This window comes from Homoserinimonas sp. A520 (assembly GCF_054489245.1).
In genome coordinates, this window is sequence record NZ_JBTMWX010000001.1 from 59,559 (window position 1) to 74,049 (window position 14,491).

Genomic DNA, 14,491 nt, shown 5'->3' on the forward strand with positions numbered 1-14,491 from the left:
CGCGACGGGATGTCTGCGGTCGCTGCGACACTGGATGCATGGACCCGTTCATCGCACTGCTCATCGGCCTTTTCGTCGGCGTCGCCCTCGGCGGCATCATCGGCATGCTCGTCGCCCGAAGCCGCAAGACAGCAGTCGATGGCGTCGACCCGGCGGTGCTCGAAGCACGCCACCAGGTCGCGCTCAGCGAGGTTCGGGCACTCGAACAAGCCGCCAGGTCGGAGCTCGCTGCGGAACTCTCTGCCGTGCAGGCGACCGAATCGAGCCTTCGGGAGCGGCTGGCCGAGCTACAGGAACAGAACCGTGGCCTGATCGAGCGTCAGCGAGCTGAGCAGGTGGCCCTGACCGAGCGGGAGCGCGCAGAAAGCAAAGTACTCCAGGCCCTCACGCCCGTGCAGGAAAGTCTTCGCACCATGCAGCACAAGGTGACCGAGTTGGAGAAGGATCGAGCGACCCAGTACGGCTCGATTGCCGAGCAGTTGAAACAGGCGCAAGTGTCCGACGAGCAATTGCGTGCAACTACCGAATCACTTGCAAGCGCCCTCCGATCCAACAGCACACGCGGTGTCTGGGGGGAGACGCAGCTGCGCCGGGTGGTTGAGGCGGCCGGGCTGGCCCAGTATGTGGACTTCGACACCCAGACGAGCATCTCCACCGATGCCGGGGCGGGACGGCCCGACATGGTGATCAGGCTTCCTGGTCGCAAATCCATCGCGATCGACGCGAAAGTGCCTCTCGAGCACTACATCGAGGCCAGCCAAATTCCGCTCTCCGCTACCGGCGAAGAGGGATCTCGGCGGACGGCACTCATCGATCGCCATGTGAAAGCCGTGCGGAGCCACATCGATGCCCTGGCCAAGAAGACCTACTGGGAGGGACTGGATGCGAGCCCTGAGTTCGTCATCGCCTTCATCCCCAGTGAGTCGCTACTGTCTTCGGCGCTGGAGGCCGATCCTTCCCTCCTCGAGTACGCGTTCAGCAAGCGCGTCGCTCTGGCCTCGCCGGTGAATCTGTGGGCGGTGCTGAAGACAGTCGCCTTCACGTGGCAGCAGCAGGCCGTGACCGACGAAGCCAAGAAGCTCTTCGATCTAGGTAACACGCTCTATCAGCGTCTGGGAACCCTCGCCGGACACGCTGAGGGAATGCGCAAGGCCATCGAGCGCACTGTTGACAGTTACAACAAGTTCGCCAACTCGCTGGAGACTCGCGTGCTGGTGACTGCCCGGCAGTTCCCAGGGATCGACGAAACCAAGATCGCGCTCATGACCGAACCCGCCGCTATTCACGACACCCCGCGCAAACTGACGTCGGCTGAGATGACGGAGGATGGCGACTCTAACGGCTCGACGGAATCCAACGAGCCGCTTGAACTACACGAGTTGCGCGAACTGACGGAACTCAACAGCGCCTTCGATGATCAAATGACCGACGGCCAGCTGCTCGACGACGAAGCGTTCGCCGGGCGAGAATAGCGGCTACTCGTCGAGCCACTTCTCGATGAGGTGATCCGCCGAGACGCGACGGATCGTGCCGGAACGAGAGCGCAGCACAATACTCTCGGTGCGGATGATCGGGCCCTTGCGTCGCACGCCGGCAACCATCTCGCCATCCGTCACCCCGGTGGCGACGAAGAACGTGTTGTCGCCGCTGACCAGGTCGTTGGCCTCATACACGTGGTCGAACTTGAGCCCGGCGTCAATCCCGCGCTGCTTCTCCTCATCTGAGCCAGGCGCCAGCCTGCCCTGGAAGAACCCGCCCAACGCTTTCAGCGCCGCAGCAGTGGCAACACCCTCCGGGCTGCCGCCGATGCCGACACACATGTCGATGCGGCTCTCGTAGCGGGCGGCGTTGATCCCGCCGGCCACGTCGCCGTCGAGCATGAGCCTGGTCCCAGCGCCGGCCGCGCGAATGTCGTCGATCAATTGCGCGTGGCGCGGCCGGTCGAGCACGGCGACGCGAAGGTCGGTCACATCCTTGCCCGACGCCTTGGCCAGCGCCCGCAGGTTCTCACCGATCGGCTTGCGGATGTCGACCACTCCTACGCCCTCCGGACCGGTCACCAGCTTGTCCATGTAGAAGACGGATGACGCGTCCAGCATCGAGCCGCGATCGGAGACCGAGATCATCGAGATCGCGTTCTGCCGGCCGGCCGCAGTGAGCGACGTGCCATCGATCGGGTCAACGGCGATATCGCACGACGGGCCGTGGCCGTTGCCGACGTGCTCGCCGTTGTAGAGCATCGGCGCCTTGTCCTTCTCGCCCTCACCGATGACGACCACCCCGTCGAAGTCGACGGTTCCCAGGAACTTGCGCATGGCATCCACCGCCGCCTTGTCGGCAGCATTCTTGTCACCGCGACCGATGAACGGGTAGGCGCGGATGGCGGCAGCCTCCGTCGCTCGCACCAACTCCATCGCCAGGTTGCGGTCGGGTTGCAGGTACATGGATGCGGTGTCAGTGGTGACCACGAGTCGTCCTTCGTTGGAGGTTGGCCGGGCGGGGATGCACTCCCGAAAGCCGGGGCATCCGGGCTCAATCCTATCGGCGGGCGGCTCCGTCACACTGGCCCGGCCTCTCGGTAGACTGACCACAAGCCCCCGCACGAAGTACGAGAAGAACCGCCAGAGGAGACGACATGCCCATCGCAACCCCCGAGCAGTACGCCGAAATGCTGGACAAGGCCAAGCGTGAAGGCTTTGCATACCCCGCGATCAACGTGTCGTCGTCGCAGACCGTGAACGCCACCCTGCAGGGCCTGGCCGAGGCCGGATCAGACGGCATCATCCAGGTCTCCACCGGCGGTGCAGACTACTTCGCCGGGCAGAGCGTCAAGGCGCGGGCATCCGGCGCCCTCGCCTTCGCGGCGTTCGCTACGGAGGCCGCCAAGAACTATGGCGTCACGGTTGCGCTGCACACCGACCACTGCCCGAAGGACGCCCTCGACGGTTTCGTCATCCCCCTCATCGAAGCCTCCGAGGCTGAGGTGAAGGCGGGGCGTGGACCCATCTTCCAGTCGCACATGTGGGACGGCTCAGCGGTTCCCCTCGACGAGAACCTGGAGATTGCAAAGACCCTTCTCCCCCGAATGAAGGCCATCCACTCGATCCTCGAGGTGGAGATCGGCGTGGTCGGCGGCGAGGAAGACGGCGTCAGCCACGACATCAACGAGCACCTGTACACGACTCTCGAAGACGCGATCGCCACCGTCGAGGCGCTCGGCTTCGGAGAGAACGGCCGCTACATGGCTGCACTCACCTTCGGCAACGTGCACGGCGTCTACAAGCCGGGCAACGTCAAGCTGCGCCCGGAGCTGCTGCAGGAGATCCAGGATGGGCTGGCCGCCAAGTACGGCACCGACCCGCGGCCCCTCGACCTGGTCTTCCACGGCGGGTCAGGATCGAGTGACCAGGAGATCGCCACCGCGGTCGCCAACGGCGTTGTCAAGATGAACGTCGACACCGACACCCAGTACGCCTTCACACGCAACATCGCTGACACCATGTTCACGAACTACGACTCGGTGCTGAAAGTCGACGGCGAGGTCGGCAACAAGAAGGTCTACGACCCGCGCTCCTGGGGCAAGAAGGCCGAGACGGCGATGGCCGCGCGCGTCGTCGAGGCAGCCACCCAGCTGGGCTCCGCTGGCAAGTCGATCGGCTAGTCCTGGTTGCGATCCGGCGCGGGAATCCGGAATCGCATGCTCAGCTCGTCGCGATCATCCCAGGTCAGGTCATCGACCGTTGCGCGCAGGGTGAGGTAATACGGAGCCAGCAACATCATCCGCTTGCCTTCCGGCAAGTCCAGGCGCATGGTCAACCCGACGGCGACCCCACCCTCGGGGCTGTCACGAAGCTCGATGGACAGCGTGTCCGGAATGAGTGCCGCACTGTCGAGCACGGCAACGATGAGACTTCGCACGGCGCCACGCTGCGCCTGGGTCAGGCGACCCGCACGATTGCCCGGATCCACCACCCGCAGCCCGTGCTCTGAGGCGAGCGACTCCAGCCAACTGTGGTCCACTGTCTCCAGCAACGCGTCTCGAACCTCCCGGCCCAACTCCGCGGCGAGGGTACGGTCACGCGCGGCGATGAACCCGTCGTGCGCCATCTGTTCGAGGAACGGGATCACCCGGTCGCTGAGCAGCTTCAACTCACCGCGGCCGGCATTCCACTGCGAGAAATCGAGCGTGCGATTGGTCGACAGTTCGGCCTGGATCGGCAACGTCGACCAGCGCACCACCCGTTCGACGACGAACGCGCTGAACATCGCGGTCGCGGTCGTGGCCTGCACCGGAACCAGCGCGGCGATCACGACGATCGAGACCAGCGACTTGGCGTCGGCGCTCGGATGGAAGGCCATCACCCCTACAACGGAGCAGACCACTGTGCTCAGCAGGCCGAATACGGTCAGAAGCACAGCGGAGTTGAAGGGCGCCAGGGCAGCCAACACCAGCGCCATCCCGAGCGGCGCCCACCACCGCCCGACATCGCCAGAGCCCACCCCCAGCCCGGAAGTGACAACACCCAGCCACGCCAGCGCCAGCGGCAACGCGGCATGTCGAATCAGGAACGGATTCAGCCTGGGCTTCGCCGGACGATGGATCGTCAGGCAGGCCAGCACAAAGCACAGCACGGCGGTGAGCTGAAGCACCGGACTATCGAACTCCTGCGCGGTGCCGAGGACGAAGACGCCACCGGAGACCGCCATCGCCAGCGCGAACGTCACCGGGAGGAATGGCCTGATGAACCAGCTGAGGGGATCCACCGATTGCGGCGATCGAGTGATGGTGGTCAGCAGCGGCCGGTCAGATGCCATGACTGTCCCGTGTTCCCTGACTGCTCGGTGTTCCTTCACTGCTCGGTATTCCTTGACTGCCCGGTGGCGTTTTCGGCAGTGACAGCAGCACCGACGTTCCAATACCCGGCCTGGACCACAGGGTCGCTCGCCCGCCGGAGTCCTCGATACGCTTCACGATCGAGAGCCGCAGGCCCAGGCGGTCGTCACCGACAGCATCCGTTTCGAAGCCGTTGCCCTGGTCGACGACCATGATCATCACCTCGTCGGCGTTGTCGTCGATGAACACGTCGGCCGACGTGGTGCCGGCATGCACGAGCACGTTCTCCAGGGCTGCGCTGATCGCACTGAGGGCGGCGGAACGGCTGGGCGCATCCAGCAACGACAGGGCGGAACCGGAACCACTGATCTCGACAGTGAGGCCCCGCCACCGCAGGTCGCTCACCACACCGAGCAGCTCGAGATCGACCCGGCCGGACGCCGTCGGCTCGGTGGTACCCGCCATCGCCGAGGTGAGCCGCTGGATGTTGTCACGCAGGTGCCTGCGGTCATGGGCGGTGAGCACCACCCGGCCGTGGACGATCGCGGCCAGGTCGCTCAGCACGGTGTCGTGGACGATCGCCGCGGCCCTCGCCTCAGCGTCGCGCTCCTCGTCGAGCCGCTTCGTCTCCTCGTCGATGCTGCGGCCGTCCGGCATCCGCGCCGCCTGGTTGGTGGCACTGCGCCGAAGCCACAGCATCAGGATGACGATCAGGAGGGCGGCCAGCAGCGGTCCGATACCCAATTCGACGCGAAGACCGAGGGCGAGCTGCACCAGGGCGCTCGTCGCCTCTCCTGCCAGCAACGCGCCGGTCGTCCACTGGATGCCGCCGATCGGCCTGGCCGTGACGGCCCCGATGACGCAGAGCGCGACGATCGGGCGGTTGAGGAGGTATTGGTACGTCTCCCCGATCGTGGGGTCGGCCGTGAGCAGGGCCCATTGGTATCCGGCGATGCCTACAACGCTGGTCACCACGTAGATGATCGCGGTGCGCGGCCGGGGCCGCAGGAACAGCAGGATCAGCGCGGCAAGCTGGGCCGAGATGAACCCGATCGGCGCGATCACCGCCAGGCCGAGGCCCCGGTTCGTGAATTCGTCCGCCACCAGCACGACCGTGGCCACCAGCAGCACCGCCGCAGCAGCCCACCCGGCCTTCGTGATGGCACGCAGGATGACCAACGACGCAACGTCTCGTGGTGGTACATGCAGGCGCACACTGCGAGGCTACGGGCTGGACGCCGGGGCGCGACGAGCCACGCTGTGAGCAGGAATCAGAACGAGCTCTGCGGCAGGTTCTCCGACGAAACGTTGTCGATGAAGCCCGGGTCGGCGAACAGGGCGACCGACACGATGACCATCATGGCGATGAAGGCCAGAACTCCCCCGAGGAGCGCGATCCACCACGCCAAACGTCCCCGCTTCATGGCGAACCAGGCGGATGCCGCGGTGGCGACCCAGATAACCACCTGCACCACCAGGGCGGTTATGCCCAGGCTGGCCGCAACATCCGCTGCGGGGTAGGTTCCGGCACCCAATTGGTCGTAAACGGTTTGCATGGCCTCGGGCATCGCCAGGTAGCCGGGGATGCTGTTCAGTACCAGGAACAGCCCGACGGCGAGGAGTACCAGGGTCACGACACGGTCCACCGGGTGCGCGGAGCCGGTAGCGGCCGGGCGCGCGGCAGGCTCGGCGCCTCGCGAGTCGCTGTCCCAAACCGGGGCGGGTGCGGGTGCTGCCGCTTCGGCAGGCCGCGGCTGAACGGCCTCGCTCGACGGCTCGGGCAGACCGCGTGCACGCTGCTGCTCCTCCGGAGTCGCGTACTCGCCGTACTGCGCGCGGGGGCGGGGCGTTTCGGCGGCGCCGGCCATTACTGGAGCTGCCAGTCGAGCTTGCGGTTCCGGCCGCCGAGGGCGCGTTCGTCCTGGTTGCCGTTCACGTCCTTGCGCAGTTCCTTCGGCAGCGAGAACATGAGGTCCTCCTCCGCGGTGACGACCGGCGAGACATCCGTGTAGCCGGCGTCGGCGAGGTCGGCCAGGACTTCCTGCACCAGAACCTCGGGAACGGATGCCCCGGAGGTCACCCCGACCGTGGCGACGCCGTCGAGCCACTCCTGCTGGATCTCGCTGGCATAGTCGACCCGGTAGGCGGCCTTCGCACCGTTCTCCAGAGCGACATCCACCAGGCGAACCGTGTTGGAACTGTTGGCGGAACCGACCACGATCACCAGGTCGGCCTCGGCGGCCACCTTCTTGATCGCCACCTGCCGGTTCTGGGTGGCGTAGCAGATGTCATCGCTGGGCGGATCCTGCAGGTTGGGGAAGCGCTCGCGAAGTCGGCGAACCGTCTCCATGGTCTCGTCGACGCTCAGCGTGGTCTGGGAGAGCCAGACCAGGTTGTCCGGGTCTGTGACCACGATGGTATCGACATCATCCGGACTGTTGACCAGGGTCGTGCGTTCCGGGGCGTGCCCCATGGTGCCTTCGACCTCTTCATGACCGGCGTGGCCGATGAGCAGGATCTGGTAGTCGTTCCTGGCGAATCTCACCGCTTCCCGGTGAACCTTGGTGACCAGGGGGCAGGTCGCGTCGATGGCCTGCAGGTCGCGATCTGCAGCTCCCTGGACAACGGCTGGCGAAACCCCGTGGGCGGAGAAGACCACGTGCGAGCCGCGCGGCACCTCCTCGACATCATCGACGAAGATGGCACCCTTCTTCTCCAGCGTCGACACGACGTGGATGTTGTGCACGATCTGCTTGCGCACGTACACCGGCGCCCCGTAGTGCTCGAGCGCTTTCTCGACGGCGATGACCGCGCGGTCCACTCCTGCACAGTAGCCGCGGGGCGCGGCAAGGAGCACACGCTTGTGCCCGGCGACGGGGGTATCCGTTAGCCTGTTTCGCACGGCCGGAATTCGGGGCGTCTCGACGTGCACTGCGAGAGCGCCGTTGGTGATGTTGCTCACATACCCGATTCTAGGCTGACCCGGCTGGTCGAGTGCTGGGCACGAACGTCGGCAGCACATTTCCACGAGGCAGGGAGCCAGCAGATGACGAACACGGATGCCCCGCCCACGGTTGACACGCCATGGCCGGTCGCCCTGCTGTCGGCCAAGATCAAGGGCTGGATCGACCGCCTGGGCTCTGTCTGGGTGGAGGGCGAGATCGCCCAATGGGGGGTCTCCGGCGGCAACATCTACGGCAAGCTCAAAGACCTCGAGGCTGACGCGACGGTCGGCTTCACCGTGTGGTCGTCGGTGCGGGCCAAACTGCCCGCCGACCTGAAACAGGGTGACCGTGTCGTCGCGCTGGTGAAACCCAACTACTGGGTCAAGGGCGGAACCCTCACCATGCAGGTGTTCGAGATGCGCCATGTCGGCCTCGGCGACCTGCTGGAACGACTGGAACGCCTGCGGCAGAAACTCAAGGCGGAGGGCCTGTTCGATTCCGGTCGCAAGCGCGCCCTGCCCTTCCTCCCTGCCGTGATCGGCCTGGTCACGGGGAAGGACTCCGACGCGGAGAAAGACGTACTCCGCAACGCACAACTGCGCTGGCCCGCGGTCGAGTTCCGGATGGCGTACGCGTCTGTGCAGGGCGACCGTGCCGTCGGCGAGGTGATCGCCGCCATCCGCCGACTGGATGCCGACCCGGACGTCGAGGTGATCATTGTCGCCCGAGGCGGGGGCGACTTCCAGAACCTGCTGGTCTTCAGCGATGAGGCGCTCGTTCGCGCGGCGGCAGAGGCAGTGACCCCACTGGTGAGCGCGATCGGGCACGAGGCCGACCGGCCACTGCTCGACGATGTCGCCGACCTGCGGGCGTCCACCCCCACGGATGCCGCGAAACGAGTCGTGCCCGATGTCGCGGAAGAGCTGAACAACGTGCGCCAGGCCCGAGCCAGGATCGGCACGCGGATGACAGGGATGATCTCCACCGAGATCGACCGGCTGGAGCAGCTGCGCTCCCGCCCGGTGCTGGCCGGGAGCGCCTGGCTGGTGGACTCGCGCGCGGAGGAGCTCTCGCGCTACGTGGGCCGCGGGCAGGAACTCATCGACCTGATGATCGAGCGGTCGGTCGCACGGGTCGACGACCTCCGATCCCAGCTGAGGGCACTGTCACCACAGGGCACCCTGAATCGCGGCTATTCGATCGCCCAACTCCCCGATGGCAGCGTGCTCAGACGGCAAGCGGATGCCCCGGGCGGCACCCGTCTGCTCCTCACCCTTGCCGACGGTTCAGTGCATTCCACCGTTGAGGCGCGCAGCGAATCCGTCTAGGGCGGCGCGGTACAGTGGAGGGGTGGCAGCGAACCCGGTAGACGTAGAAACCCTCAGCTACGAACAGGCGCGAGACGAGCTTGTTCGCGTTGTGGCAGAGCTGGAGCAGGGTTCGTCGACTCTCGAGCAGTCGCTCGCGTTGTGGGAGCGGGGTGAGGCACTTGCGAAACGCTGCGAGGAGTGGCTCATCGGGGCGAAGGCCCGGCTGGATGCGGCACGCAGCGCCGCCAGCGGGCAGTAATGTCCCGAGGGAATGACCGAGCGCCCGAGAGGCCGATCGTCGCAGAACTGGGTCGCCCGGAGACCCCGCAGGAGACGGCGGACCGGAAGGCCGAGAGGTCCCGGCTGCACCGCTCGAACCAGACCGCACTGAACCTGGTTGCCGCACTCATCGTCTGCCTGGTGGTCGTGCTCCTGATCGTGCTCGTTGTGGTGCGGCCCGACCCCGAACCGCGGGAGCCAATCGATTACGCGGCGGCCGCGGAGCAGGCCCAGCCGACCGTCTCGGCACCCCTGCTCAGGCCTGAGCTGCCGGACGCCTGGGCCGCCAACTCGGCAGAGTTGAAAACCTCGTCAGGCGTGACCAGCTGGTACATCGGCCTGATCACCCCGAGCACCCAGTTCATCGGGATTCGCCAGGGCATCGACGCCAATGAGACATGGCTGGCCGCACAACTCGAGTTTGCGCGGGTGACGGGTGAAGCAACGATCGACGGAATCACCTGGCTGCTCTACGACAACCGCGACGCACGAGACGACCCGGGAAACCTGGCGTACGTCATGACGACAGAGCACGGCGAGAGCACGGTAGTCCTCTTCGGAACCGCGCCGACTGGCGAGTTCGAAACCCTGGCGGCATCCGTGTCGGCTGAATTGAAGGAAGGCGAGCAGTGATCGAAAGAACCGTCATGGGACCAACCACCCCGGCAAGAGCCTGGGAAGAGATGGTGGAGGGCAACCAGCGTTTCGTCGCAGGTGAGCCGCGGCATCCGCGTCAAGACGTCGACCGGCGCAGCAAGCTCATGCAACAGTTCCCGCACGCCGCCCTCTTCGGGTGCAGCGACTCGCGACTGGCCGCAGAAATCATCTTCGACAAGGGGCTGGGCGACCTGTTCGTCATCCGCAACGCCGGCCAGGTCATCTCTGACTCCGCGCTCGGTTCACTGGAGTACGCCGTCGAGCTGTTGCACGTGCCGTTGATCGTCGTACTCGGGCACGACGAGTGTGGCGCCGTCGCTGCCGCTGTGCAGTTGAGCCAGCCGGATCCCCCATCACTGCCCCCGCACATCCGCAGGCTCGTCGACTGCATCGCCCCAGCGGTGACGCGGGTGAAAGGACGACTGGTGGAGGGCGCCCCAATCGACCCGCTCGAAGTCGGCCGCGAGCACCTGCGCGATACCGTCGCCGACATGCTCACCGGCTCCGAGCTGATCAGCGCCGCCGTGGCCGCGGGTACGCTGGCTATCGTGGGCGCGAACTACCGCCTGCTCGAAGGAGTGGTGGTGCCTGACGTCGTCGTCGGAGACATCGAAGCCCCCAACCCCACATCCGTCTTGATAGAAGAGAGCGCAGCGCCGTGAGCAGCACCCCCGAATACCGCATCGAACACGACACCATGGGAGAGGTACGCGTTCCCGCGAATGCGCTCTACAGCGCGCAGACCCAGCGCGCGGTGGAGAATTTCCCGATCTCCGGCGCAGGCCTCGAGCCCGCCCAGATCGTGGCGCTCGCGCGGATCAAGCGCTCCGCTGCCGTCGCCAATGCCGAGCTCGGCAAGCTGGAGCAGAAGCTGGCGGATGCGATCGTCGCCGCCGCAGACACCATCATCTCGGGCGAGCACCACGACCAGTTCCCCATCGACGTCTACCAGACCGGTAGCGGCACCTCGTCGAACATGAACATGAACGAGGTGCTCTCCACGCTCGCCACCCGCATCGCCGGTGAGAACGTGCACCCGAACGACCACGTCAACGCGTCCCAGTCGTCGAACGACGTGTTCCCGACATCGGTTCACCTGGCAGTCACCGGTGCACTGCTGAACGATCTCGTACCGGCCCTCGACCACCTGGCAGGCGAGCTCGAGGCGAAGGCCGACGAATGGAAGACGGTCGTCAAGGCCGGCCGCACGCACCTGATGGACGCCACCCCGGTCACCCTCGGCCAGGAATTCGCCGGCTACGCCGCCCAGGTGCGCTACGGCATCGAGCGTGTGCAGTCGTCGATCCCCCGGGTTGCCGAGGTTCCGCTGGGCGGGACCGCGGTCGGCACCGGCATCAACACCCCGGCCGGCTTCTCCCAGCGGGTCATCGAGTTGCTGGCCTCGGACTCCGGCCTGCCGATCACCGAGGCACGCGACCACTTCGAGGCGCAAGGCGCACGTGACGGGCTGGTGGAGGCATCCGGTGCCCTTCGCGTGCTCGCCGTCAGCCTCACCAAGATCGTCAACGACCTGCGCTGGATGGGTTCCGGCCCCAACACCGGTCTCGCTGAGATCGCCATTCCCGACCTGCAGCCCGGCTCTTCGATCATGCCGGGCAAGGTCAACCCGGTCGTTCCGGAAGCGGTCGCCATGGTGTGTGCCCGTGTCATCGGCAACGACGCCACCATCGCCTGGGGCGGAGCATCCGGCTCGTTCGAGTTGAACGTCGCCATCCCGGTGATGGGTACCGCGCTGCTCGAGTCGATCCGCCTGCTGGCCAACTCGTCGCGCGTGCTGGCCGACAAGACGGTCAACGGGCTGGTAGCCAACGTGGAGCGCGCTCGCGCACTGGCGGAATCCTCCCCCTCGATCGTGACCCCGCTCAACCGGGTGATCGGCTACGAGGCAGCGGCCAAGGTGGCCAAGAACGCGGTCGCCAAGGGGATCACCATCCGCGAGTCGGTCATCGACCTCGGCTTCGTCGAGCGCGGCGAAGTCTCCGAAGAGCAACTCGACACCTACCTTGACGTGCTCAGCATGACGGTGCCGCCGAAGGCGTAAGTCTCGATACGCCGGCTGGTTTCGACCCTTCGATACGGTCGCTAAGCGACCTACTCAGGGGAACTACGCTCGCTGCGCGAGCACTCAACCCACGACTTCGTCGCGCTACTGGCGGATTTCCTTCACCTCGGGGATCGGCGTCCCATCGAGGGTCTGCACTTCCCGGTCGCCAACCTCCGCGGCCAGGTCGATCGGCATCAGCAGTGAGTTCTGCACGAATGCCGGTCGGTCACACGCCAGGTGATCGACCGGGATGTCGTCCTGCCGGTTCGACATCCCCACGTAGAAGCCGACCTGCACGGTCGTCTCGGTTTCAATAACCACGGCATCACGCGGAATGCAGTCGCCCCAGGTGCGGATGTTGACCACCAGTTCTGCGCTGTCCAACGCCGGGAAGTCCTCCCCCGGTGTAACGCCGACCATGCCGCTTCGGGCAAAGTCGCCGGGCTCGAAACGCTTCAGCAGGTGCAGGTAGCGGGGCTGGTGCTCCTCGTTCTCGACCAGCTGGTATCCGCCGATCGGTGCCTCCACCAGTCCGGCGGGAACCGCATCCTCGGCCACGACGATGCGGTTGACCACCTGCGGCTCCGGCGCGACGCCCCACATCTGCTGCAGGGCGGTGAGCGGTGGCCGTGGCGGTGGAAGCTCCGCCAGGTACTGCACGACGCCGACGGCACCGATAGCGCCGAAGAAGATGACGCCGATGCCGGAAATCACTCGTTGGACAGCGAACGCGAACGAGCTCGGCTCGTCCGCCTGGGGGTTGCGGTAGCTCCACGCTGCGAGCACCTTCCACTGGCTGCGCGGCGAGAACAGTCCCCAGAGGAACACGAACACGACGCTCGCGATCACCACTGCCCAGAACCCCACACATCGAGACTAGGCGGTGCCGCGGGGTGCGCTGCGCCCCGCGGCACGTTTTGCGCCCAATCGGTCAGGCCAATTCGTTGGACTCCAGCATTTCGGTCACCAGGGCGGCGATCGCACTCCGCTCCGAGCGGGTGAGGGTGACGTGTCCGAACAGCGAGTGGCCCTTGAGGGTTTCGATCACTGAGGCGACACCGTCATGGCGTCCCACGCGGAGGTTGTCGCGCTGGGCGACATCGTGGGTGAGCACCACCCGCGAGTTCTGGCCGATCCGGCTGAGCACCGTGAGCAGCACGTTCCGCTCCAGCGACTGCGCCTCGTCGACGATAACGAAGGCATCGTGCAGGGAGCGACCACGGATGTGCGTGAGCGGCAGCACCTCGAGAAGTCCCCGGTCGATCACCTCGTCGAGCACGTTCTGCGAGACCACGGAGCCGAGGGTGTCGAACACTGCCTGCGCCCACGGGTTCATCTTCTCGCCGGCGTCCCCGGGGAGGAACCCGAGTTCCTGGCCGCCGACCGCGTACAGCGGACGGAACACCATGATCTTGCGGTGCTGCTGGCGTTCCAGCACGGCGTCCAGGCCGGCGCAGAGCGCCAACGCCGACTTGCCCGTTCCGGCCCGCCCACCGAGCGAAACGATTCCGAGCTCCGGGTCGAGCAGCAGGTCGATGGCGAGCCGTTGCTCGGCGGAGCGCCCGTGCAGGCCGAAGATGTCGCGGTCGCCGCGCACCAGCCGCAACTCGCCGCGAGCGGTGACCCGCCCGAGGGCGGAGCCGCGGTCGGAGTGGATGACCAGCCCGGTGTTGATCGGCAGGTCCCCCACGGCGCGGGTGCTGAGCTTCTCATCCTCGTACAGGGAGGCCATCTGGTCGGAGCCGAGGTCGATCTCCGCCATCCCCGACCATCCGGAGTCCGGAGCCTGCTCAGCCTTATACTCCTCCGCTGCCAGCCCGATCGACGCCGCCTTCACGCGAAGCGGGAGGTCCTTCGAGACCACGGTGACGGCCAGGCCGTCGTTGGAGAGGTTGAGTGCGACGGCGAGGATGCGCGAATCGTTGTCGCCCAACTGCAGGCCGGACGGAAGCACCGCCATGCTGGAGTGGTTGAGCTCGACCCGCAGCGACCCTCCACTGCCGACGGAGATCGGGAAGTCGAGACGCTCGTGCTTCACCCGCAGCTCGTCGAGATTTCGCAGGGCCTGTCGGGCGAAGTACCCGATCTCGGGGTCGTGGCGTTTCGCCTCGAGTTCGCTGATGACCACCACCGGCAGCACCACGGCATGTTCGGCGAACCGGAAGATCGCGCGCGGATCGGAAAGCAGAACGGAGGTGTCCAGCACATAGGTGCGCTCGGCCTGCTTGGCCGGTGACGACGCCTTGGGCGACTTCTGCTTCTGGATTGCTGACTCGGTCACGTGCGCTCCATCCCCGGGGCACTCAGGCCGCGGTAACAGTTTGCAAAGGGCCACAATCAACGCGAAACGAGCTTATGTGGCCGCTTCGACCAGGCGCCATACCTGATGACTTGAAACTAC

At 66.1% G+C, this 14,491-nt stretch carries 14 protein-coding genes; 7 read left to right on the forward strand and 7 right to left on the reverse strand.

Annotated elements, in window-relative coordinates:
* The first annotated feature begins 38 nt into the window (after nt 1-38).
* Nucleotides 39-1,472 (forward strand): DNA recombination protein RmuC, encoded by a 1,434-nt coding sequence (locus tag ACX3PH_RS00315; RefSeq protein ID WP_459088210.1) that lies wholly within the window; start codon nt 39-41, stop codon nt 1,470-1,472.
* 3 nt (nt 1,473-1,475) lie between these two features.
* Here the strand turns inward: ACX3PH_RS00315 and glpX are convergent, their stop codons facing one another.
* Nucleotides 1,476-2,444: a class II fructose-bisphosphatase gene (gene glpX / locus ACX3PH_RS00320; protein WP_459089800.1), complete on the reverse strand. Its 969-nt coding sequence runs from the start codon at nt 2,442-2,444 to the stop codon at nt 1,476-1,478.
* Between the two features lie 191 nt (nt 2,445-2,635).
* Between glpX and fbaA the strand changes: the two genes are divergently transcribed.
* Nucleotides 2,636-3,661, forward strand: coding sequence for a class II fructose-bisphosphate aldolase (fbaA, locus tag ACX3PH_RS00325; RefSeq protein ID WP_459088212.1), 1,026 nt, complete (start codon nt 2,636-2,638; stop codon nt 3,659-3,661).
* Here the strand turns inward: fbaA and ACX3PH_RS00330 are convergent.
* From ACX3PH_RS00330 to ACX3PH_RS00345, 4 genes are read right to left on the reverse strand one after another with little or no spacing between them, the layout of a single operon-like run.
* Nucleotides 3,658-4,815, reverse strand: coding sequence for a hypothetical protein (locus tag ACX3PH_RS00330; protein WP_459088214.1), 1,158 nt, complete (start codon nt 4,813-4,815; stop codon nt 3,658-3,660). The genes fbaA and ACX3PH_RS00330 overlap by 4 nt on opposite strands.
* Nucleotides 4,805-6,049 (reverse strand): ATP-binding protein, encoded by a 1,245-nt coding sequence (locus tag ACX3PH_RS00335; RefSeq protein ID WP_459088216.1) that lies wholly within the window; start codon nt 6,047-6,049, stop codon nt 4,805-4,807. Before ACX3PH_RS00335 ends, ACX3PH_RS00330 begins: the two co-directional genes overlap by 11 nt.
* Before the next feature lie 56 nt (nt 6,050-6,105).
* Complete coding sequence (locus ACX3PH_RS00340) at nt 6,106-6,702, reverse strand: DUF6264 family protein (protein WP_459088218.1); 597 nt, start codon at nt 6,700-6,702, stop codon at nt 6,106-6,108.
* Nucleotides 6,702-7,796 (reverse strand): 4-hydroxy-3-methylbut-2-enyl diphosphate reductase, encoded by a 1,095-nt coding sequence (locus ACX3PH_RS00345; RefSeq protein WP_459088220.1) that lies wholly within the window; start codon nt 7,794-7,796, stop codon nt 6,702-6,704. The genes ACX3PH_RS00340 and ACX3PH_RS00345 overlap by 1 nt, the downstream gene beginning before the upstream one ends.
* A gap of 84 nt (nt 7,797-7,880) precedes the next feature.
* Between ACX3PH_RS00345 and xseA the strand changes: the two genes are divergently transcribed.
* From xseA to ACX3PH_RS00370, 5 genes are read left to right on the forward strand one after another with little or no spacing between them, the layout of a single operon-like run.
* Nucleotides 7,881-9,107 carry an exodeoxyribonuclease VII large subunit gene (gene xseA, locus ACX3PH_RS00350; protein WP_459088222.1) on the forward strand — a complete coding sequence of 409 codons (1,227 nt, stop codon included), beginning with the start codon at nt 7,881-7,883 and terminating at the stop codon, nt 9,105-9,107.
* Nucleotides 9,022-9,348, forward strand: coding sequence for an exodeoxyribonuclease VII small subunit (locus tag ACX3PH_RS00355; protein ID WP_459088224.1), 327 nt, complete (start codon nt 9,022-9,024; stop codon nt 9,346-9,348). The genes xseA and ACX3PH_RS00355 overlap by 86 nt, the downstream gene beginning before the upstream one ends.
* Nucleotides 9,348-10,001 carry a DUF4245 domain-containing protein gene (locus ACX3PH_RS00360; protein WP_459088226.1) on the forward strand — a complete coding sequence of 218 codons (654 nt, stop codon included), beginning with the start codon at nt 9,348-9,350 and terminating at the stop codon, nt 9,999-10,001. The genes ACX3PH_RS00355 and ACX3PH_RS00360 overlap by 1 nt, the downstream gene beginning before the upstream one ends.
* Before the next feature lie 14 nt (nt 10,002-10,015).
* Entirely contained in the window at nt 10,016-10,687 is a 672-nt protein-coding gene (locus tag ACX3PH_RS00365; RefSeq protein ID WP_459089802.1) for a carbonic anhydrase, read from the forward strand.
* Entirely contained in the window at nt 10,684-12,087 is a 1,404-nt protein-coding gene (locus tag ACX3PH_RS00370; RefSeq protein ID WP_459088228.1) for a class II fumarate hydratase, read from the forward strand. The genes ACX3PH_RS00365 and ACX3PH_RS00370 overlap by 4 nt, the downstream gene beginning before the upstream one ends.
* A 105-nt stretch (nt 12,088-12,192) precedes the next feature.
* Here ACX3PH_RS00370 and ACX3PH_RS00375 read toward each other — a convergent pair whose 3' ends face one another.
* Together ACX3PH_RS00375 and ACX3PH_RS00380 are read right to left on the reverse strand one after the other, a co-directional pair.
* Complete coding sequence (locus tag ACX3PH_RS00375) at nt 12,193-12,957, reverse strand: cytochrome c oxidase subunit II (RefSeq protein WP_459088230.1); 765 nt, start codon at nt 12,955-12,957, stop codon at nt 12,193-12,195.
* Nucleotides 12,958-13,021: 64 nt separating this feature from the next.
* Nucleotides 13,022-14,356, reverse strand: a complete 1,335-nt coding sequence (locus ACX3PH_RS00380; RefSeq protein WP_459089804.1) for a PhoH family protein — start codon at nt 14,354-14,356, stop codon at nt 13,022-13,024.
* Nucleotides 14,357-14,491 lie beyond the last annotated feature (135 nt).